This is a genomic window from Muricoccus nepalensis (assembly GCF_006438825.1).
GTDB classification, from domain to species: Bacteria; Pseudomonadota; Alphaproteobacteria; order Acetobacterales; family Acetobacteraceae; genus Roseomonas; species Roseomonas nepalensis.
This window is the reverse complement of record NZ_RCZP01000002.1, coordinates 244,168-264,081: the sequence shown is the minus strand read 5'-3', so window position 1 is coordinate 264,081 and position 19,914 is coordinate 244,168. Positions and strand designations below refer to the sequence as shown.

At 78.0% G+C, this 19,914-nt stretch carries 16 protein-coding genes; 13 read left to right on the top strand and 3 right to left on the bottom strand.

What is annotated here, in order from left to right; all coding sequences use genetic code 11:
* The first annotated feature begins 45 nt into the window (after positions 1-45).
* From EAH89_RS03430 to EAH89_RS03410, 5 genes are all read left to right on the top strand, one after another.
* A complete protein-coding gene (locus EAH89_RS03430) occupies positions 46-1,074 on the top strand; it encodes an AAA family ATPase (RefSeq protein ID WP_408906281.1) in 1,029 nt (342 codons plus the stop codon).
* The gene (locus EAH89_RS03425; protein WP_241666839.1) at positions 1,067-1,954 is read left to right on the top strand and encodes a DUF58 domain-containing protein; all 888 of its coding nucleotides are present in this window, start codon (positions 1,067-1,069) and stop codon (positions 1,952-1,954) included. Before EAH89_RS03430 ends, EAH89_RS03425 begins: the two co-directional genes overlap by 8 nt.
* 16 nt (positions 1,955-1,970) lie before the next feature.
* Entirely contained in the window at positions 1,971-4,688 is a 2,718-nt protein-coding gene (locus EAH89_RS03420) for a DUF4159 domain-containing protein (RefSeq protein ID WP_140881364.1), read from the top strand.
* Complete coding sequence (locus EAH89_RS03415) at positions 4,688-6,772, top strand: glutamine amidotransferase (RefSeq protein ID WP_140881363.1); 2,085 nt, start codon at positions 4,688-4,690, stop codon at positions 6,770-6,772. The genes EAH89_RS03420 and EAH89_RS03415 overlap by 1 nt, the downstream gene beginning before the upstream one ends.
* A gap of 130 nt (positions 6,773-6,902) precedes the next feature.
* Complete coding sequence (locus EAH89_RS03410; protein WP_140881362.1) at positions 6,903-7,592, top strand: VPLPA-CTERM sorting domain-containing protein; 690 nt, start codon at positions 6,903-6,905, stop codon at positions 7,590-7,592.
* Positions 7,593-7,638: 46 nt separating this feature from the next.
* On the opposite strand, the gene EAH89_RS03405 is transcribed toward EAH89_RS03410, so the two are convergent.
* From EAH89_RS03405 to EAH89_RS31940, 3 genes are read right to left on the bottom strand one after another with little or no spacing between them, the layout of a single operon-like run.
* Positions 7,639-8,952 (bottom strand): ArgE/DapE family deacylase, encoded by a 1,314-nt coding sequence (locus EAH89_RS03405; RefSeq protein ID WP_140881361.1) that lies wholly within the window; start codon positions 8,950-8,952, stop codon positions 7,639-7,641.
* Between the two features lie 55 nt (positions 8,953-9,007).
* Positions 9,008-10,378 (bottom strand): cytochrome c peroxidase, encoded by a 1,371-nt coding sequence (locus tag EAH89_RS03400; protein ID WP_161993463.1) that lies wholly within the window; start codon positions 10,376-10,378, stop codon positions 9,008-9,010.
* Positions 10,375-11,574 carry a hypothetical protein gene (locus EAH89_RS31940; protein WP_194152295.1) on the bottom strand — a complete coding sequence of 400 codons (1,200 nt, stop codon included), beginning with the start codon at positions 11,572-11,574 and terminating at the stop codon, positions 10,375-10,377. Before EAH89_RS31940 ends, EAH89_RS03400 begins: the two co-directional genes overlap by 4 nt.
* A gap of 29 nt (positions 11,575-11,603) precedes the next feature.
* Between EAH89_RS31940 and EAH89_RS03390 the strand changes: the two genes are divergently transcribed.
* The 8 genes from EAH89_RS03390 to EAH89_RS03355 all read left to right on the top strand — a co-directional run bounded on the left by EAH89_RS03390 (position 11,604) and on the right by EAH89_RS03355 (position 19,909).
* Positions 11,604-12,299, top strand: coding sequence for a Fe2+-dependent dioxygenase (locus tag EAH89_RS03390; protein ID WP_140881359.1), 696 nt, complete (start codon positions 11,604-11,606; stop codon positions 12,297-12,299).
* A gap of 44 nt (positions 12,300-12,343) precedes the next feature.
* Positions 12,344-12,733: a hypothetical protein gene (locus tag EAH89_RS03385; protein ID WP_140881358.1), complete on the top strand. Its 390-nt coding sequence runs from the start codon at positions 12,344-12,346 to the stop codon at positions 12,731-12,733.
* Positions 12,734-12,805: 72 nt separating this feature from the next.
* Complete coding sequence (locus EAH89_RS03380; protein ID WP_140881357.1) at positions 12,806-13,534, top strand: ankyrin repeat domain-containing protein; 729 nt, start codon at positions 12,806-12,808, stop codon at positions 13,532-13,534.
* 31 nt (positions 13,535-13,565) lie between these two features.
* Positions 13,566-14,072 (top strand): chemotaxis protein CheW, encoded by a 507-nt coding sequence (locus tag EAH89_RS03375; protein WP_241666837.1) that lies wholly within the window; start codon positions 13,566-13,568, stop codon positions 14,070-14,072.
* On the top strand, positions 14,069-15,442 hold the full coding sequence (locus EAH89_RS03370) for a CheR family methyltransferase (RefSeq protein ID WP_140881356.1): 1,374 nt from the start codon (positions 14,069-14,071) through the stop codon (positions 15,440-15,442). The genes EAH89_RS03375 and EAH89_RS03370 overlap by 4 nt, the downstream gene beginning before the upstream one ends.
* Positions 15,442-16,002 carry a chemotaxis protein CheW gene (locus tag EAH89_RS03365; protein WP_140881355.1) on the top strand — a complete coding sequence of 187 codons (561 nt, stop codon included), beginning with the start codon at positions 15,442-15,444 and terminating at the stop codon, positions 16,000-16,002. Before EAH89_RS03370 ends, EAH89_RS03365 begins: the two co-directional genes overlap by 1 nt.
* Before the next feature lie 6 nt (positions 16,003-16,008).
* On the top strand, positions 16,009-17,688 hold the full coding sequence (locus EAH89_RS03360) for a methyl-accepting chemotaxis protein (RefSeq protein WP_140881354.1): 1,680 nt from the start codon (positions 16,009-16,011) through the stop codon (positions 17,686-17,688).
* Positions 17,689-17,710: 22 nt separating this feature from the next.
* Positions 17,711-19,909, top strand: a complete 2,199-nt coding sequence (locus tag EAH89_RS03355) for an ATP-binding response regulator (protein WP_140881353.1) — start codon at positions 17,711-17,713, stop codon at positions 19,907-19,909.
* The last annotated feature ends 5 nt before the right edge of the window (positions 19,910-19,914 follow it).

Sequence of the window (19,914 nt, the reverse complement as noted above, 5' to 3'; positions counted from 1 at the left end):
GGGGGTCGGGGTGTTACCCTCGGGCAATATGAGAAGGGGCCACCCGTGGTTGAAGTGCCCGGCACGAAGGAAGCGACCGCCGATGCAGAGAAGCTGCTCGGCGAGGCCGAGGCGCTCTCCGCCCGCCTGGGCCGGGTCAGGGCCGCCGTCGGCCGCGTGATCCTCGGCCAGGAGGAGGTGGTGGAGCAGGCGCTGGTCACCCTTTTGGCCGGCGGGCACATGCTGCTGGTGGGCGTTCCCGGCCTCGGCAAGACGAAGCTGGTGGAGACGCTCGGCACGGTGATGGGCCTCGATGCCCGCCGTGTGCAGTTCACGCCGGACCTCATGCCCTCCGACATCCTCGGCTCCGAGGTGCTGGAGGAGGCGCACGAGGGGGAGAACCGCGGCCGCCGCGCCTTCCGCTTCCTGCGCGGCCCGGTCTTCTGCCAGCTTCTGATGGCCGACGAGATCAACCGCGCCTCGCCGCGCACCCAGTCCGCCCTCCTCCAGGCGATGCAGGAGAGGAAGGTCGCGGTGGGCGGCCAGATCCTGGACCTGCCCGCCCCCTTCCACGTGCTGGCCACCCAGAACCCGATCGAGCAGGAGGGCACCTACCCCCTGCCCGAGGCCCAGCTCGACCGCTTCCTGCTCGAGATCGAGATCGGCTACCCCGACGAGGCCGCCGAGCGCGCCATGCTGCTGGCCACCACCGGCGCCCGCGAGGCCCGGCCGGAGGAGGCGCTGCGGGCGGAGGAGCTGATCGCCGCCCAGACCCTCATCCGCCGCCTGCCGGTGGGGGAAGCCGTGCTGGACGCCATCCTCCGCCTCGTCCGCGGCGCGCGGCCGGAGACCGCGACCCTTTCGGCGGTCAGGCAGCACCTCTCCTGGGGCCCCGGCCCCCGCGCGGCCCAGGCGCTGATGCTGGCCACCCGCGCGCGGGCCGTGCTGGACGGCCGCCTGTCGCCGAGCGTGGAGGACGTGCTGGCACTCGCCGAGCCCATCCTCCGCCACCGCATGGCGCTCGGCTTCGCGGCGCGGGCCGACGGCATCCAGCTCTCCGAGGTGATCGGCGCCCTGAAGGCCGATCTTGGCTAACCCAACCCTGGCCAGGCGGGGCGCCGAGGCCCCCCTTCCGCTTCGCGCCGAGGCCGCCGCCGCGCGGCTGCCGCCCCTGGTGGTCGCCGCGGAGCGGGTGGCGGCCACGGTGATGCAGGGCGTCCACGGCCGCCGCCGCGCGGGCCAGGGCGACGCCTTCTGGCAGTTCCGCCCCTACCTGCCCGGCGACGACGCGGCGCGGGTGGACTGGCGGCAGAGCGGCAAGTCCGACCGCCTCTACCTCCGCGAGACCGAGTGGGAATCCGCCCAGACCGTCGCCCTCTGGCGCGACGCCTCCCCCGGCATGGACTGGTCGGGCGGGGCGGAGCGGCCGACCAAGGGCGCGCGGGCCGACCTCCTCCTCCTCGCCCTCGCCTCCCTCCTGCTGCGCGGCGGCGAGCGGGTGCGGCTGCTCGGCGGCGGGCGGGGTCTCTCCGGGCGGGGCGCGCTGCCCGCGCTCGCGATGCGGCTGGAGGGCCTGTCGGGGCCGCCCGCGGACGAGACCCTGCCCCGCCACACCCGCGCCGTGCTCTTCGGCGACTTCCTGGCCCCGCTGCCCGCGCTCCGCGCCGCCCTCTCGCCCCTTGCCGCCGCCGGGATCCGCGCCACCCTCGTCACGCTCCGCGACCCCGCCGAGGAAACCCTGCCCTATGGCGGCCGCGTCCGCTTCGAGCCGATGGACGGCACCGACCACGCCCTCGTGCCGCGGGTGGAGGGCATCCGCGGCCTCTACGAGGAGCGCCTCGCCGCCCATCGCGCGGGCCTCGCGGCGCTGGCGGGCTCGCTCGGCTTCCGGCTCCTCTCCCACCGTACCGACCACCCGCCGGAGGCCGCGCTGATGGCGCTCTGGCAGGCCCTCGCGCCCCAGGGCGCGCGATGAGGGGCGGCGGGCCTTGATGGGCGCGCTCACCTTCACCGCGCCCTGGCTGCTGGTTGCGCTGGCCGCGCTGCCCGCCCTCTGGTGGCTGCTGCGCGTCACCCCGCCCACGCCGCGGCGCCAGTCCTTCCCCCCCGCCCGCTTCCTGCGCGACCTGCCAGCGGTGGAGGAGACCCCGTCGCGCACGCCCTGGTGGCTGCTGCTGCTGCGCCTCGTCGCGGCGGCGCTGATCATCCTCGGCCTCGCCCGCCCCGTCTGGAACGCGGCGCTGGGCGATCCCGAGGAGGGGCCGCTGCTCGTCGTGCTCGACAACGGCTGGGCCGCGGCCGCCGACTGGCCGGACCGGGTGGCCGCGGCCGGGTCGGCGCTGGACGCCGCCGCCCGCGCCGGGCGCCGCGTCGCCCTTCTCGCCACCGCCCCCTCCGCGACGGGGGAGGCACCCCGCCCCACCGGCTGGATGCCCGCCGAGGAGGCCCGCGCCCGCCTCGCCGCGCTGCGCCCGCAGCCCTGGGCGCCCGACCGCCCGGCGGCGCTCGCCGCGCTCGCCTCCTGGCGGGAGGGCGGCTTCTCGGCCCTCTACGTCGCCGACGGCGTGGCCCATGCCGGCGACGACGCGGCGCCGCTGATGGCGGCCCTGGCCGCCGCCGGGCCGCTGCAGGTGGCGCGCGGCGCGCCGGGCGCGGCCCGCGTGCTGCTGCCGCCCCGCGCCGAGGCCGACCGCCTCGTCCTCACGCTGCGCCGCCCGCCCGGCGGCGAGGCGGGGGAGGCGGGCGTGCTGGCCATGACCCCCGACGGCCGCGCCCTCGGCCGCGCGGTCCTGCCGCTGGCCGCCGGCGCCACGGAGGCGGAGGGCGCGCTGGAGCTGCCGATCGAGATCCGCAACAGCGTCACCCAGCTCGCGCTCGAGGGCCCGGCGCCCGGCGCGGCCGGGATGGTGCTGCTGGACGAGCGCTTCCGCCGCCGCCCCGTGGGGCTGCTCGCCGCGCAGGAGGAGGCGGCGGACACGCCGCTGACGGGCTCCCTCTACTACATCGACCGCGCCCTCTCCCCGACCGCCGAGATCCGGCGCGGCACGCTGGAGGCCCTTCTTTCCCGCCGCCTCTCCGTCCTCGTGCTCGCCGACCGGCCGCTGGCCGAGGGGGCGGAGACCGAGGCGGTGACGCGCTTCGTCGAGGGCGGCGGCCTGCTGCTCCGCTTCGCCGGCCCGCGGCTGGCCGAGCGCGGCGACCGCCTCCTGCCCGTGCCGCTCCGCGCCGGGGAGCGGGCGCTCGGCAGCGCGCTCTCCTGGGAGCGCCCGCAGACCCTGGCCGCCTTCCCCGAGGGCAGCCCCTTCGCCGGGCTGGTGCCGCCGCCCGAGGTCACCGTGACCACCCAGGTGCTGGCCGAGCCCATCCCGCGCCTGGCCGAGCGGAGCTGGGCGCGGCTGTCGGACGGCACGCCGCTGGTGACCTTCGAGAACCGGGGCGCCGGGCGGATCGTGCTCTTCCACGTCACCGCCAACGCGGACTGGTCGGACCTGCCGCTCTCGGGCCTCTACATCGACATGCTCCGCCGGATCGTGGCGCTCTCCGCCGGCATCGCGGGGAGCGAGGGCGCGGCGACCCTCGCGCCGCTCGAGACGCTGGACGGCTTCGGCCGCCTCGGCGCGCCCCCGCCGGCCGCGGGCCCGCTCGCGGCCGGCGCGATCGACACCGCCACCCCCGGCCCGCGCAACCCGCCGGGCTGGTACGGCACCGTGGGCGAGGGCGGGGAGCGCCGCGCCCTCAACCTCTCCGCCCGCCTGCCCGCCCCCGCGGCGATGGCGCCCGCACCAAGCAGCGCGCGCGAGACCCGCATCGGCGGCGTGCCGCCGGAGCGCGACCTCGGCCCCTGGCTGCTGGCCGCGGCGCTGGTGCTGCTGGCGCTCGACCTCCTGCTCTCGCTCCAGAGCCGCGGCCTTGGCCTCCGCGCGCGGGCGGCCGCCGTGGCGCTGGCGCTGCTGCTGCCCGGCGCGGCCATGGCGCAGGGCACGCCGGCCCAGGGCACGCCGCCCGAGGGCGCGGCGGCGCTGGCCACGCGCCTCGCCTATGTCGTGACCGGCGACGCCCAGGCGGACGAGGTCTCGCGCCAGGGCCTGACGGGCCTGTCCGACTACGTGAACCGCCGCACCGCCGCCGGCCTCGCCGAGCCCGTGGCCTTGCGCCCAGGACGGGACGACCTCTCCTTCTATCCCCTGCTCTACTGGGTGGTGCTGCCCGAGGCCCCCGCGCCGGACGCGGCGGCCGTCGCCGCGCTGAACGCCTTCATGCGCAACGGCGGCATCATCGTCTTCGACACGCGGAACGAGGGCTCGGGCGAGGGCGTCTCGCTCGGCGCCGACGCCGCGCTGCGCCGCCTCACGCGCAACCTCCAGGTGCCGCCGCTCGCGCCCCTGCCGGAGGACCACGTCCTCAAGCGCGCCTTCTACCTCCTGCCCGACCTGCCCGGCCGCTACGCCGGCGGCCCCGTCTGGATCGCGCGCGACACGGACCGCGCGAACGACAGCGTCAGCCCCGTCATCATCGGCGGGCACGACTGGGCGGCGGCCTGGGCGGTCGACGCGCGCGGCGCCAACCCCTACGCCGTGCTGCCCGGCGGCGCGCGGCAGCGGACGCTGGCCTACCGCTTCGGCGTCAACCTCGTGATCTACGCGCTGACCGGCAACTACAAGGGCGACCAGGTGCACGTGCCCGCCATCCTGGAGCGCCTGGGTAACTGATGACGCGCTCCCTCTCCTCGATCGACCTCGCGCCCATCCTGCCGCCCTGGCTGCTGGCGGCGCTGGCCCTGCTCGCGGCGCTGGCGCTGCTGCCCGCGCTGCTGCGCCGCGCGCGCGGCGCCTGGTGGCGGGCGCTGGCCTTCCTCCTCCTCCTCGGCGCCGTCGCCAACCCGCGCCTCGTGCAGCAGACGCGCGAGGTCCGGCCCGACATCGCGCTGCTGGCGGTGGACAACAGCGCCTCCACCACCGTCGCCGGACGCGAGGCCGCGATCGCGGCCGCCCGCGTCGCCATCGAGGCCCGCGCCGGGCGGCTGCCCGACCTCGAGCTCCGCACCGTCGTCGCGGAGGAGGGCGGCAGCCAGGGCACGCGCCTCTTCGCGGCCATCGAGCGCGGCCTCAACGACATCCCCCGCGCGCGGCTGGCCGGCGTCATCGCGCTGACGGACGGGCAGGTGCACGACGTGCCGCGCAACCTCGCGATCGAGGCGCCGCTGCACGTCCTGCTGCCGGGGCGCGCGGGCGAGGTGGACCGGCGGCTCCGCGTCATCGAGGCGCCGGGCTTCGGCATCGTCGGCCGCGGCGTGGAGCTACGCCTCGTGGTGGAGGACCTCGGCATCGCCCCCGGCAACGCCGCGCCGCTCCGCCTGACCATCCGCCGCGACGGCGCCGCGCCGCGCACCGAGAGCGTGCTGCCCGGCCGCGAGCAGCGCATCGCCGTGCCCATCGAGCGCGGCGGCCCGAGCGTCATCGAGATCACCGCGGAGGAGCGCCCGGGCGAGGTCTCCACGCTGAACAACACCGCCATCGTCACCGTGAACGGCGTGCGCGACCGGCTGCGCGTGCTGCTCGTGAGCGGCGAGCCGCACGCGGGCGAGCGCACCTGGCGCCGCCTGCTGAAGGCCGACCCGAACGTCGACCTCGTCCACTTCACGATCCTCCGCCCGCCCGAGAAGGACGACCTGACCCCGCTGAACGAGCTCGCGCTGATCGCCTTCCCCGTGCGGGAGCTGTTCCAGCAGAAGCTGCGCGAGTTCGACCTCATCGTCTTCGACCGCTTCTCCAACCGCGGCATCCTGCCGCCGCAGTACCTGCGCAACATCGCCGAGCACGTCCGACAGGGCGGCGCGCTGCTGATGTCCGTGGGGCCGGAGTTCACCGGGCGGGAGTCGCTGGCCAACACCCCCCTTGGCGCCGTGCTGCCCGCTCGCCCCCTGCCCGGCGGGCAGGCGCTGTTGGAGGCGCCCTTCCGCGCCCAGGTGAGCGAGACCGGGCTGCGCCACCCCGTGACGGAGGGCCTGACCGGCGCCAACGCCACCGCGGTGGCGGCCGCGAGCTGGGGCCGCTGGTACCGGATGCTGCGCGCCGAGCCGCGCGGCGGCGCGACCGTCATGAACGGCGCGGACGGCAATCCCCTCCTGCTGCTCGACCGCGTCGGCGAGGGCCGGGTGGCGCTGCTGCTGTCGGACCAGATCTGGCTCTGGTCCCGCGGGCATGACGGCGGCGGCCCCCAGGCGGAGCTGCTGCGCCGCATCGCCCACTGGCTGATGCGCGAGCCCGAGCTGGAGGAGGAGGACCTCACCGCCGCCATCGCCCAGGGGCGCCTCACCGTCACCCGCCGCAGCCTGGCGGACGCCCCGCCCCCCGGCATCGCCGTCACCGCGCCGGACGGCACCGTGACGCGCCACGCGCCCGACCGGCGCGAGGGCGGGCGCGCGGTGGTGGAGGTGCCGGCCACCCGCGCCGGCGTCTGGTCCGCGACCGACGGCACCCGCACCGCCTTCGCCGCCGCCGAGGCGAGCAACCCGCCCGAGATCGCCGACCTGCGCGCCGATCCCGCGCGCTTGGCGGCGCTGGTCTCGGCCTCGGGGGGTGCCGCGCGCTGGATCGGCGACGGCGGCGCCCTGCCCGACCTCCGCCGCGTCGCCGCCGGGCGCGACGCCGCCGGGCCGGGATGGCTGGGGCTGGTGCGGCGGGAGGACCACACCGTCACCGGCATCGCCGCCCTGCCGCTGCTGCCGCCCTGGCTGGCGCTGCTGCTGGTGCTCGGCGTGGCCGTGGTGGCCTGGCGGCGCGAGGGGCGCTGAGCGGCCGCGGCCGTCGCGCGATCGTGCGAACCGGCGCCGGGGCGGATTAACCAAGTTGAACGCTCGGTCTCTACCGTTCTGTCAGCCAGAACACTCCGCCGTGGCCCCTGCCACGCGGCCGGAGCCCCCCATGCGAACCCGATCGTCCCTCCCCGCCCTCGCCCTCTCCTGCTTCCTGTTGCCGGCCGCGGCCTCCGCGGCGCCGGTGCTCTACCAGGCCGTCCTCGACCCCGCGAACGGTTCGGGCGTGACCGGCACGGCGAATTTCAGCCTCGACGGCGACATCCTGTCCTTCAGCCTCGTCGCCAACAACGTCGTGGCGGGGCAGACGCACCTGCTGCACGTCCACGGGAAGGACATCGCCCCGGGCGTGCCGCTCGACACCCCCGCGCCGCCGCCGCCCGTGCCGCCGAACGGCGACGCCGATGGCAACGGCGTCGTCACCACCCCCGAGGCGATCGCGCAGATCGGGCCGGTGATCCTCTCCCTCGCCGAGCACGCGCCGGGCACCAAGGCGGAACTCCTCGGCGTCACGGCCGCGACGACGACGCTGCTCTACACCGCCAGCTTCGACCTCAGCCAGAACCCGACGGAGCCCGGCTTCACGCGGGCGGACCTGCTGCCGCTCGACTTCCGCGTCTTCGACATGCACGGCGGCATCGTCCCCGCCGGGCCGGGCGCGAGGACCTACGACGTGAACCTGCCGGTCGCGGCCGGCGCCATCACCCTCGTCGCCGTGCCCGAGCCGGCCTCGATGACGCTGATGCTGACCGGCGTGCTCGGCCTCGGCCTCGCGCGACGCCGCCGCCGCGCGGCCTGAGGGGACGTCACGGCCGGGGGCGCGAAGGTTCCCCCGGCCGCGGCGCTCAGGCTTCCTCCACCCCGCACCAGTCCGCGATGAAGCCCGCGATGGAGAGGGTGGTCTTGCGCAGCAGGTCGAGGTTCGTCCGCTCGTCGAAGCCGTGGTTCCCCTCGCCGCCCGGGCCGTAGCAGAGGGCGGGCATCGCGTAGTAGCGGCCGTAGTAGCGCGTGTCGTTCACGGCGGTGGAGAGGCGTTCCTCCATCACCGCGCCGAAGGCGGCCTGGTGCGCGCCGGCCAGCACGCGCTCGGCCTCGCTGCCGGGCTCCTGCACGAAGCCGTCGGCCTGGAAGCCGTGCCAGGTGATCTCGGGCGGGTTGTTCGCGAGGAAGGCGTCGCCCTCCCGCGCCGCCTGCACGCAGCGCTCCACCCCCGCCATCACCTCCGCCACCTCCATCGACGGCGTCAGGCCGATGCGGCAGTCCACCTCGCACCAGGCGGGCGTGGAGGAGGCCCAGTCGCCGCCGCGGATGACGCCCGGGTTGAACTTGATCGGGTTGGGGACGGCGGCGAAGGACGGGTCCGCCTTCGCGCGCTCGTTCAGCGCCACCGTGTGGTCCTGCAGCGCGCGGATGAGGTGCATGACGGAGAGGATGGCGTTCGTGCCCGTGTCCGCGACCGCGACGTGGACGGGCACGCCGCGCACGCGCAGGCGGAACCACAGCGTGCCCGTGTGCGCGCGCGTGATGGTGCCGGCGGTCGGCTCAGGGATGAGGCAGGCGTCGGCGCGGTAGCCGCGCAGCAGGGTCGCGAGCGCGCCGTTGCCCGTGCTCTCCTCCTCCGTCACCGTCTGCACGTGCACGTCGCCCGCGGGGCGCAGCCCGGCGTCGCGGATCGCGTCCATCGCGAAGATCATCGCGGAGACGCCCGCCTTCATGTCGTTCGCGCCGCGCCCGTAGAGCCAGCCGTCGCGCACCACGCCGCCATAGGGCGGGTGCGTCCACATTTCCGACGGCCCCTCCGGCACCACGTCGATGTGCCCCTGCAGGATGAGGCTCCGCCCGCCCGCGCCGCGCGCGCGCCGCGTCGCCACCACCTGCACCGATCCCTGGGGATCGACGTCCACCATCGGCGCCGCCTTCTCGTGCGATTCCAGCGGCACGTCAGCGAGGGTGAAGCGGTCCACCTGATAGCCGCGCGCGGCCATCCCGCGGGCAATCCAGTCCTGCAGCGGGGCCTCGCGCCCGCGCAGGCTGGGGAAGCGGACGAGCTCCGCGAGGAAGGCGGTCTGCGCCTCGAAGTTCCGGTCCACACCCGCGCGCAGGCGCTCCAGGATGGCGGGGTCGGGCCGGGCGAGGGCGGAGGGGGCGAGGTCGGTCAAGGGCGGGTCCTTCGGGCTGGAGGATGGCGCCGCCCCGTCCGGGGCCGCCGGGGTATCAAGGCGCCGCGACCGTCACCTCGAGGCGCATCTTCGGGTGGATGCCGCAGAAGGCGACGTAGCGCCCGGCGGTGGGGATGCGCCAGCTCACGGTCTGGCCGGGGTCCTGGATGCCGCTGTTGCGCTGCAGGTCGGGGGAATCGATGCGGATGTTGTGCGCGGTCGTGTCGTCGTTGACGATCTCGAGCGTGCCGCCCGGCACCAGCGCCACGCGCAGCGGCGCGAACTGGCGGTTCCGCTGCGAGACCCGCGCGCGCGCCACGGGCGCGAGGCCGGGCGGCGGCGCGGGCGCGGCCGGCGGCGTCGCCATCTCCGGCAGGGCCGCGTCGGGCGCGCTGGTCAGCGTGTCGAGGAAGGCGACGAGGTCCGCCCGCTGCCGGGCATCGAGGGCCAGGCGGCGCGGCAGCTCCGGCGCGAGGGTCGGGCGGTCCACGACGCCGCCGGCGTAGTGGTCGAGCACGGCCTCGATCGTCGGCAGCGAGCCGTCGTGCATGTAGGGCGCGCGCCGCATCGCCTCGCGCAGCGTCGGCGTCTTGAAGGCGTGGTCGGCCCGCGCCTCGCCGAGCACGGGGCCGCGGCCGAGGTCGGGCGGCGCGCCCGGGCGCAGCGGCAGCCCGATGTCGTAGAAGGCGTGGTCGGTGAAGGCCCAGCCCTCGTGGCAGGTCGCGCAGCCCGCCGGCCCGTTGAACACCGAGAGGCCGCGGCGCTCGGCGGGCGAGAGCGCGGCGTCGTCGCCCTCCACCCAGGCGTCGAAGCGCGTGCGCGGCGAGACGAGCGTGCGCTCCCAGGCCGCCAGCGCGCGGACGAGGTTGTCCTTCGTCACCGCGGGCCCCGCGCCCGGGAAGGCCGCGGCGAAGGCGGCGCGCCAGGCGGGATCGCCGCCCATGCGCGCGATCAGCGCCTCGAGCGGCTGACCCATCTCCTCGTGCGCCTCGATGGGGGCGGCCGCCTGGGCCTCCAGCCCCTCCGCGCGCCCGTCCCAGAACAGGAACGGCGCCCAGGCAAGGTTCCAGATGGTGGGCGAGCGCCGCCGCAGCGCCTTCCCGCCCGCCCCGCGCGCGAGCGGCAGCCCGTCGCTGAAGCCGTGCGCCGGCTGGTGGCAGCTCGAGCACGACATGGCGCCCGTGGAGGAGAGCGAGGGGTCGAAGAACAGCCGCCGGCCGAGCTGCGCGCGGGCGGCGGTGGTGGGGTTGTCGGCCGGCGCCGGCGGCGGCTCGGCCGGGCGGCGATAGGCGGCGCGCAGCGCGGCGTCCTCGGCGGCCGAGCCCGCGTCGGCGGAGCCGGCGGGCGCGACCAGCGCGCCGAGGCTCGCCGCCAGGAGCACCAGCAGCGCCCCCGAGAGCAGCCCGTCGAGGAGCCGCGCCCTCACCGCCAGCGCAGCGCGGCCCGCTCGAAGCGGGCGACGGCGGCGAGCAGGTCGGGCACGCTCATCGCGGGGGCGGAGGGCGGGCGCGGCGTCGGCCAGGCGCGGCGCAGGGCGGCGAGCGCGGCCTGCGCCTCCGCCCAGTCGCGCTCGCCGCCGGGGGCGCCGCGCAGGGCGGCGGCGTTGCGGTTCAGCAGCGCCTCCGTCTCGGCGAGGAAGCCGCGGCCGTCCTGGTACTCCACGACGTTCGCCAGGCGGCCGTCCTCGATCGCCGCCTCGTACTCGGCGGCGGCGGCGCGCATGGTCCGGGCCGCGACCTCCGCGACGAAGGGGGCCGAGTTGCGGACGCGGGCGGGCACGCCGGCCACCAGCGCGCGGTCGATCCGCGCGAGGGCGGCGCGGTAGTCCGCCTCCAGGCCCGCCCCCCCGCGCTTGCGCCGCGCGCGGTTGGCGAGGTTCCCCAGCTCGGCCGCGAAGCCCGGCGCGCGGCGGCGGCGCAGCTCGAGGCGCAGGTTCTCGTAGATCTCCTCCATCGGGTGGAGGAAGTGGAACACCGCGTCGTCCCAGGCCCCGGCCCGCGCGAGCTCCATCCCGATCGCGAGGTGGCCGCGGACGAGCATGATCTGCGCGGCGTAGGCGACGTCGGGCGAGGCGCCGAAGGTGATCCCCCCCTCGCCGCCCTCGCCGCCTTCCCCGCCCTCCTGCGCGGCCGTGCCGCCGGCTGGCGCGGGCGTGGGCGCCGCGGCCGGGGGCACGAGGACCGGCGCGGGCACCGCCGCGGGCGGCACGGGCGCCGCCGCGCCGGGCAGCGCCCCGGGCGGGACGACCGGCGGGGTCGGGGACGGTGCCTCCGGCGCGGCGGCGGGCGCGGGCGGCGCGGCCGCGGGGGCGGCGGGAAGGGGCGCGGGAGGAGCCGCCACCGGCTCCGAGGCGGCTGGCGCCGGCGGCACGACGGGTTCCGGAGCGGGGGCCTCCGGGGCCGCGGGCGCGGCCGGCGGTGCGTCCTGGAACATCACGGGCACGTCGGCCGGGGGCTCGACCTCGGGGATGGCGCCCTGGGGGATGGGCGGCGCGGGCCGCGCCTCCTCCGTCGCCGGCGCGGGCTGCGCCTGGCCGGGCAGGACCGGGGCGCCGGCCAGGGCGAAGGCGCCGACCCCCAGCCAGAGGCGCAGCGGGCCGAAGCGAACCGGGCCACTCCCCATGGGCAACCTCTCCTGTCAGTCTGCGAGCGATGATCGTTTGCATCCCCAATGTGCTGCCCCCCGAGCGGCTCGGCAAGCTGCGCGCCCTGCTGGGCAGGGCTGCCTTCACGGACGGCGCCGCCACCGCCGGCTGGCACGCGCGGGTGGTGAAGGCGAACGAGCAGGCCGACCCGCTGGACCCCTTCGCGCGGGAGGCGGGCGAGATCGCCCTCGCGGCGCTGGAGGCGAGTGAGGTGTTCCGCGCGGCGGCCCTGCCGCGCCGCCTCCGCGCGCCGCTCCTCTCCCGCACCACGCCGGGGCGGACCTACGGCGCGCACGTGGACGACGCCGTCATGGGCGGCGGCGCGCCCTCCGATCCCCGGGGGGAGGCCCCGCTGCGGGCCGACATCGCCGTCACCCTCTTCCTCTCCGACCCTGATTCCTACGAGGGCGGCGAGCTGGTGATCGAGACGATGGCCGGCGAGATGGCGGTGCGCCTCGCGGCCGGCGAGGCGGTGGCCTACCCGGCGGGCACGATCCACCGCGTCGCCCCCGTCACGCGCGGCGAGCGGCTGGTCGCGGCCACCTGGGCGCAGAGCCTCGTGCGGGACCCGGCGAAGCGCGAGATCCTCTTCGACCTCGACGCCGCGGGGCGCGACCTCTTCGCGCGCGAGGGCAAGTCGCGCGCCTTCGACCTGCTGGCGAAATCCCGCGCGGCGCTGCTCCGCCGCTGGGCCGAACCGTGAACGCCGGCCTTCCCGCGGGCGCGGCGCGGCACCAGATAGGGGGCATGCCACGCGCCGCCCCCGTCCTTGCCCTCCTCTCCCTCGCCGCCCTCTCGGCCTGCGCGACGGGACCGACGATCTCGGAGCGCCTGTCGACCTATGTCGGCCGCTCGGAGCTCGACCTCGTCTCCGCGCTCGGCGTGCCGACGCGCAGCTACGAGACCGGGGGGCAGAAGTTCCTCGCCTACGAGGAGCAGCGCACGGTGGCCGTGCCCGGGGCCTATCCCGGCGGCTTCGCGGGCGGCCCCTTCTACGGGGGCTTCGGGCGCGGCTTCTACGGCGGCGGCTACGCGGCCTTCGGCAACAGCTACGTCCCCGTCCAGTGCGACGTGACCTTTGCCCTGCGCGAGGGGCGGGTCGCGAGCTTCACCTACCGCGGCCAGGGCTGCGCCTGACCGCCCGTCCGCGGCGGGCGACAAGGCGCGGGATTGGCTCCCCGCCCCGCCGCCCGCTATAGGCAAGAGGCCATGCGTCGCCCCCTCCCCCCCCTCCTCCTGGCCGGCACCCTGCTGGCCCTCCTCGCGACGCCGGCCCTTGCCCAGGGCATCGGGCGCAGCGCGCCGCCGCCGCCAGGCGCCCCGACCGTCCGCCCGCCGCCCCCGGCGCTGCCCGGCCTCGCGGGACGGCGCGCGCCAGAGCCGATCCCCTCGGACACGCCGAGCGCCAGCCTCTCGCCCAACGCGGCGCTGTTCGACGCCATCACCCGCGGCGACCTCCCCGCCGCGCGCGAGGCGATGGGGCGAGGCGCGGACCTGAACGCGCGGAACCAGCTTGGCCTCACCCCGATCGACGCGGCGGTGGACCAGGGACGCAACGAGATCGCCTTCTACCTCCTCTCCGCCCGCGGCAGCGCCGGCAGCGGCCCGACCATGGCACCCGCCGAGCCGGAGCCCGCGCCCGCCGCCCGGCGCGGCCGCGGCGGGCGCGAGGCCCCGCCCGCCCGCGTCGCGGCGGAGGAGGAGGACGCGCCGCCCGCCCGCGGCGCCTCCCCCCTCTACGAGCCGCCCCGCCGCGGCGCGCCGCCCGCCGCCCCCCTCGCGCTGCGCCCCCGCCTCTTCGCCGCGGACGGCGGCGCGCCCCGCCCCGAAATCGGCTTCATCGGCTTCGACGCCGGCCGCCCCGCCGGCGCCGAGCCCCTGCCCGAGGCCGCCCAGCGCCCGGATCGCGCCCGCCCGCTCCGCGGCCGCCGGGGCTGAGGAGGGGCGGGCACCGGACGGGCCCGGCCCGGTGACAGCGACCGCCCTCCCCGGTCCCGCCGTGCTCCTCGCCGCCGGCGGCGCCGCCTTCGCCCTGCCCCACGCCGCGGTGCGCGCCCTGCTCCCCCTGCCGCGCCTCGACGCCCCGCCCGGCCTGCCGCCGCCCCTCGCGGGCTTCCTGAACCTCGGCGGGGAGGCGGTGCCGGTGCTCGACCTCGCCCGCCTGCTCGACGCCGCCCCCGGCGCGCCGCATCCCTACCGCCACCTCGTCCTCCTCGCGGAGGGCCGCCTCGCGCTCCTCGTCGACCGGGCGCTCGACGTGCTGCCGGCCGGGCTGCCCCTCCGCCCGGTGGAGCCCGGGCGCTCCCTCAACGGCCTGGTGACCGGCGCGCTGGAGGTGGAGGGCGTCACGGCGCATCTCCTCGACCCCGGTCGCCTGCTGCTGGCGGAGGAAGAGGCGGTGCTCGCCGCGCTGACGGAGCGGGCGCGGGCGCGGCTGGCGCGCTGGGACGCGCCGCCGGACGCCGCCCCCCCGTGACCCCCGGCGACGCCCGGCCGGACCCCGCCTTCCCGGCGCTCAAGCGCCTCGTCATCGCGCGCACCGGCCACGCCTATTACGAGGACAAGGACGCCGCCCTCTGGGAGCGCGTCCGCCGCCGCCTGCGCGCGACCGGCGCGGCCGACGCCGCGGGCTACCTCGCGCGCCTCGCGGCGGACGAGGGCGAGTGGGCCGCGCTCGAGTCCGAGGTGACGATCGGCGAGACCTTCTTCTTCCGCGACGCCGCCCAGTTCGCCGCGCTGGAGGGGGTCATCCTTCCCCGCCTCCTCCGGCGGCGCGCGGCCACGCGCCGGCTGCGGGTCTGGTCCGCCGGCTGCTCCACGGGGGCCGAGGCCTATTCGGTCGCCATCCTCCTGCGCCGCCTGCTAGGACCGGCGCGCGCGGACTGGGCGATCGACATCCTCGGCACGGACATCAGCGCGGCCGCGCTCGCGGCCGCCCGCGCGGCCCGCTTCAGCCCCTGGGCGCTGCGCGGCATGCCCGCCGCCGAGCGGGCGCGGGACTTCACGCCCCTGGAGGGCGGGCGCGCCTGGCAGCTTCGCCCCGAGCACCGCGCCGGCGTCCGCTTCGAGCGGGGGAACCTCCTCGCCCTGCTGGACGGCCGCGCCGCGCCGGAGCTTGCGGCGCAGGACCTCATCCTCTGCCGCAACGTCCTCATCTACCTCGACCGCGCGCGGGTGCCGGACGTGGTGCGCGCCCTGGCGGAGCGGCTGGCGCCGGACGGCTGGATGCTGCTCGGCCACGCCGAGCCCGACCCCTCCTTCGGCGCCTTCCTGCGGCCGGTGGCCCTCCCCGGCACGACGGCCTGGCGCCCGCGCGCGGCGGGGGTTGCCCCGGAGGCGCTCGCGCCCCCCGCGGCGGCCGCCTGGGCGCCCCTTCCCTTGCCCCCGCCCCTTGCCTTCTGGCCGGAGCCCGTTGCGGCCGCGGAACCCCAGCCCGCCTCCGCCGGTCCCGCCGCGGCGCTGGAGCGCGCCCGCGCCGAGGCCGATGCCGGTGCCCTGGAAGCGGCGCGGCAGAGGCTGCGCGAGGCCCTTCGCCACCACCCCACCGCCGCCCCCCTGCACCACCTCGACGGGCTGGTGGCGGGCGCCCTCGGCGAGGCCGCGGCGGCGGAGGCGGCGCTGCGCCGCGCGCTCTACCTCGACAGCGGTTTCGTCGCGGCGCACTACCATCTCGGCCTGCTGCTGCTCGAGCGCGGCGCGGCCGAGGCCGGGCGGCGCAGCATCGCCAACGCCGCCCGCCTCGCCCGCGCGCTGCCGGGCGGCACGGTCCTGGAGGAGGGCGACGGCATGACCGCGGAGACCCTGCTCGGCCTTGCCCGCCACCACCTCGCCAACGGGGCGGCCTGATGGTGCTCCGCTTCCTGCCCGACCCGGGCCTCCTCGGCGGGATGGACGAGGCCCGCGCCGAGCGCCTGCTCGAGGAGCGCACCCGGCGCCTCGCCGGCCGCGGCACCCGCCGCGAGGCGGCCGGGGCCCCCGTGCTCGTGGTGGCCCTCGGCGGGGAGCTCTTCGGCCTGCCGCTCGACGGCGTGGCCGCGGTGCTGGCGGCCGAGCCGCCCTGCCGCCTACCGGGAAGCCCGCCCGAGGTGCTCGGGCTGCGCGCCCGCGCGGGGCGGATCCACGCCGTGCTCGACCTCGCCCGCCTGCTCGGCCTGCCGGGGGGCGAGGGGGAGCACGACGTGCTGCTGCGCCCGCCCCCGGCCGGCGGGCGGCGGCTCGCCCTGCGCGTCGGCCGGGCCCTCTCGGCGCTCGCGCCGCGCCCCCTTCCCGGCCCGGCGAGCCCCGCCCCGGCCAGCCCCGTCGCCTTCCGCGCAACCCTGCCCGGTGCGGGGGAGCCGCCCGTCCTCGGCGTGATCGACCTCGGCCGTCTGCTGCGCCCCTACGCCTCCCCCCTGCCCGGAGCCTGAACCCGCGTGTCGATTGCCAACCGCGCCCTGCTGGGCTTCGTGACGCTGAGCCTCCTCGCCATCGGCCTCGGGCTCTGGTCGCTCGACCAGTTCGAGACGGTCCGCAACGCCAGCCGCCTCGTGATGTCCCGCGACAGCACGGTCATCCGCCAGGTGACGGAGATGCGGAGCGCGCAGGCCGAGATGCGCGACACGCGCGAGCGCCTCGTGCTCGCCTATCTCGGGAGCCGCGTCGCGCCGGGAGCGGCCCCGGCCGTCGCCGACGCCGCCAACCCCGCCGACTGGCGCCGCGCCTCCGGGCGGCTCTCGGCCGACCTCGACGAGGCCCTCGCGGCCGCGCAGGGCTTCGCCGCCCAGGCGATCGCGCCCGAGCGGCGCGCGGCCTGGCAGGCGGTCATCGCGGCACTGAACGGCGCCGCCGCGACCCTCGCCCGCCAGCGCGAGCGCGTGGAGGCGCAGGTCCGCCTGCTGGCCGCCGACGACGCCGCCCCCCTCGTCGCCGCGGAGCCCGCCGTCATCGCCGGCGCCGCCGAGCTGGACCGCGGGCTCGACCGGGTGGAGGCGGCGATGGAGCGCCTCTCGGCGATCGGCCAGCAGCGCGTGGACGAGATCGCGGACAACGCGCGCAACCTCATCCTCCTCGGCCTCGGGGCGGCGGTGCTGATCGCGGTCGGCGTCACGGCCCTGGTCCGCCGCGCCCTCGCCCGACCGCTCGAGGGGCTGCTCGACCTCGTGGACCGCATCGGCCGCGGCGACCTGTCGGGCGCCCCCGCGCGGGAGGGGCGCGACGAGTTCGGGCGCCTGGGCGCGACGCTGAACACCATGGCGGAGGGCCTGCGCGACCTCGCCCGCCAGAGCCGGGACGCGACCCACCAGCTCGACGCCGCGACGGCCGAGATCCGCGCCAGCACGCAGCAGCAGGCCGCGAGCGTCGAGGAGCAGCTCGCGGCCGTGCAGGAGACGGCGGCGACGGTGGACGAGATCACCCATTCCGGCACCCAGATCGGCAAGCGCGCGCAGGAGGTGATCGCGAGCGCCCAGGCCACCGTCCGCAGCAGCGGCGACGGGCTGCGCGCGGTGGCCGAGACGGTCGCCGCCATGGACAAGATCCGCGAGCAGGCCGAGCGCGTGGCCGAGAACATCGTCTCCCTCAGCGAGAAGACCCAGGCCATCGGCGAGATCACCGCGACGGTGAACGACCTCTCCGAGCGCAGCCACCTGCTGGCGCTGAACGCCGCGATCGAGGCCGCCGCCGCCGGCGAGGCCGGGCGGAGCTTCGCCGTCGTCGCCGCCGAGATGAAGTCCCTCGCCGACCAGGCGAAAGAGGCGACGGCGCAGGTGCGCGCCAACCTCGGCGACATCCAGCGCGGCATCAACGCCTCCGTCATGCTGACCGAGGAGGCCGTGAAGCGCGCGGCCACGGGGCGCGAGCGCACGGCCAGCAGCCACGAGACCATCCGCGAGATCACCGCCCGCGTGCAGGAGGCGGTGCAGACCTTCCAGCAGATCGTCGCCAGCACGAACCAGCAGCAGCTCGGCATCGAGCAGGTGATGGGCGCGCTGACCAACATCCGCCAGGCGAGCGAGCAGACGGCGGCGGGCACGCGCCAGCTCGACCAGGCGGCGGCGAACATGGCGGGGCTGAGCCACGGCCTCGTCGCCCTGGCCGACCGGTACCGGCTCTAGGGCCCGGGGCCGCGCGGCCGGGATGGCGGACTTCCGGGCGGAGCTGCTGGCGGCCTTCGACGCCGAGCACCGCGAGCACCTCGCCGCCCTGCGCGCCGCGCTGGCCGCGGAGGACGCGGAGGGCGCGGTCACCCTCGAGCCCGGCGCGCTGCGGGACGTGTTCCGCCGCGCCCACTCGCTGAAGGGCGCCGCCCGCGCGGTGGACCTGCCGGGGCCGGAGGCCGTGGCGCACCGGCTGGAGGGCCTCCTCGCACGGGAGACGGGCGCCGCCGCGGGCGGCCCGGCCCGGCTGCCCGCCGCGCTCGTGGCCCTTCTCCACCGCGGGCTGGACGCGATCGAGGCCGAGGCCGCCGCCCTCGCCGCCGGCGCCGCTTCGCCCCCCCTCGATCCGGTCCTCGCCGCGCTGGACGGGATGCTCGACGGGGCGCCGCTCGAGGCCGGCCCCGACCCCGCTCCGCCCGCCCCGCCCGCGCCGCCTGCGGAGGCCCCCGCCCCGGCCGAGGGCCATCTCCGGGTCGAGGCCGGGCGGGTGGAGCGCCTCTCGGCCGCGACCTACGGGCTGAAGGCCCTGCTCGGCCGCGACTCCACCGCCGCCGGGCTGCGCGGGGTGGAGGCAGAGCTGCGCGCGCTGCGCCGCAACTGGGAGGGGATGCGCGCCGCCCTTCCCGCCGACCCCGCCCTCGCGAACCGGCTGCGCGGCTTCGAGGCCTCCCTCAGCGAGGTCGCCCGCCACGTCGCGGCCCTCTCGCGCGAGGCGCGGGAGAGCGCGGACGCGGTGGCCCGCGCGGCCCAGCGCCTGCGGGAGGAGGTGGAGGCGATCGCCCTCGTCCCCGCCGGCAGCGTGCTCGGCCCCCTCGCCGCCGCGCTGCGCGAGATGGCCCGCGAGGGCGGGGTCGAGGCCACGGTCCGGACCACGGGCCTGGAGGCCCAGGCCGAGCGGCGCGTGCTGCAGGCGCTGAAGGACCCGGTGCTCCACCTTCTCCGCAACGCCCTCGGCCACGGGGCGCCGCGCGACGGGCGGCGGGCGGAGATCGGCCTGGCCGTGGAGGCGACCGAGGCCGGCCTGACCGTGACGGTGCGCGACAACGGGCCGGGCCCGGACCTCGCGGCCATCGAGGCGACGGCGGTCCGCCAGGGGCTGCTCCTCCCGCGCGCGCCGGGCGCCGCGCCGCCCTCGCCCGACGCCCTGCTCGCCCTCGTCTTCGAGCCCGGCTTCTCCACGGCGGCGGCGGTGGACCGCCTCTCGGGCCGCGGCATGGGCCTCTCGGTCGTGGCGGAGGCGGCGCTGGCGCTGCACGGCGCCGCGGCGCTGCGGGCGGCGCCCGGCGGCGGGGCCGAGGTGGTGATCGCCCTGCCCCCCTCCACCGGCCGGCGCCCGCTGCTGCTGGTGGAGGCGGGCGGGCAGGTGCTCGCCCTGCCCGGCAGCACGGCCCTCGTGACCGTCGGCCCGCTGCTCCGCCTCGACCCCGCCGCCCTGTCCACCGCCGAGGGGCGGCCGGTGGCGCGGCTGGCGGTCCCGGGCGGGGCGGCGCTGGTGCCGGTGCTGCCGCTGGACGCCCTCCTCGGGGGCGCGCCGGAGCCGCCGCCGCCGGGGCCGGGGCCCGCGGTGCTGCTCGCCCGCGGCGCGGCGCGCCTCCTCCTCACCGTCGCCGCCCTGCGGGACGCCCGCAGCCTGGTGGTGACGGAGGTGGACGCGCCGGGCCTCGACCCGGCCCTCGTCTCCGGCGCCGCCCTGCTGGAGGGCGACGCCGTCGCCCTCGTGCTGCGCCCCGACGGGCTGCTCGACCGCGGGCTGCGAGAGGCGGCGCGCGGCGGCCCCGGCACGGCCCCCCTGCCCGCCGCCGCGGCGCCGCGGCGCCACGTCCTCGTGGTGGACGACAGCCTGACCACCCGCACGCTGGAGCGGAGCATCCTCGAGACCGGCGGCTACCGCGTGACGCTGGCGGTGGACGGGGCGGACGCGCTCAACTCTCTGCGTGCCCCGGGCGCGGGCGTTGACCTCGTCCTCGCGGACGTCGAAATGCCCGTCATGGACGGGTTCGCGCTGCTGGAGGCGATCCGGGCGGACCCCTCCCTCGTGGGGCTCCCCGTGATCCTGATGACCTCCCGCGACAGCCCCGGCGACATCCAGCGCGGGATGGAGCTGGGGGCGAGCGCCTACCTGACGAAGCAGGGCTTCGACCAGCAGGCCCTGCTGGCCGCCATCGCCCAGCTCGTCTGAGCCTC

Excerpts from the sequence above, each read along its gene's own strand:
- EAH89_RS03420 (WP_140881364.1), top strand. The coding sequence starts at position 1,971 with ATGGGCGCGCTCACCTTCACCGCGCCCTGGCTGCTGGTTGCGCTGGCC.
- EAH89_RS03415 (WP_140881363.1), top strand. The coding sequence starts at position 4,688 with ATGACGCGCTCCCTCTCCTCGATCGACCTCGCGCCCATCCTGCCGCCC.
- EAH89_RS03410 (WP_140881362.1), top strand. The coding sequence starts at position 6,903 with ATGCGAACCCGATCGTCCCTCCCCGCCCTCGCCCTCTCCTGCTTCCTG.
- EAH89_RS31940 (WP_194152295.1), bottom strand. The coding sequence starts at position 11,574 with ATGGGGAGTGGCCCGGTTCGCTTCGGCCCGCTGCGCCTCTGGCTGGGG.
- EAH89_RS03390 (WP_140881359.1), top strand. The coding sequence starts at position 11,604 with ATGATCGTTTGCATCCCCAATGTGCTGCCCCCCGAGCGGCTCGGCAAG.
- EAH89_RS03385 (WP_140881358.1), top strand. The coding sequence starts at position 12,344 with ATGCCACGCGCCGCCCCCGTCCTTGCCCTCCTCTCCCTCGCCGCCCTC.
- EAH89_RS03380 (WP_140881357.1), top strand. The coding sequence starts at position 12,806 with ATGCGTCGCCCCCTCCCCCCCCTCCTCCTGGCCGGCACCCTGCTGGCC.
- EAH89_RS03365 (WP_140881355.1), top strand. The coding sequence starts at position 15,442 with ATGGTGCTCCGCTTCCTGCCCGACCCGGGCCTCCTCGGCGGGATGGAC.
- EAH89_RS03355 (WP_140881353.1), top strand. The coding sequence starts at position 17,711 with ATGGCGGACTTCCGGGCGGAGCTGCTGGCGGCCTTCGACGCCGAGCAC.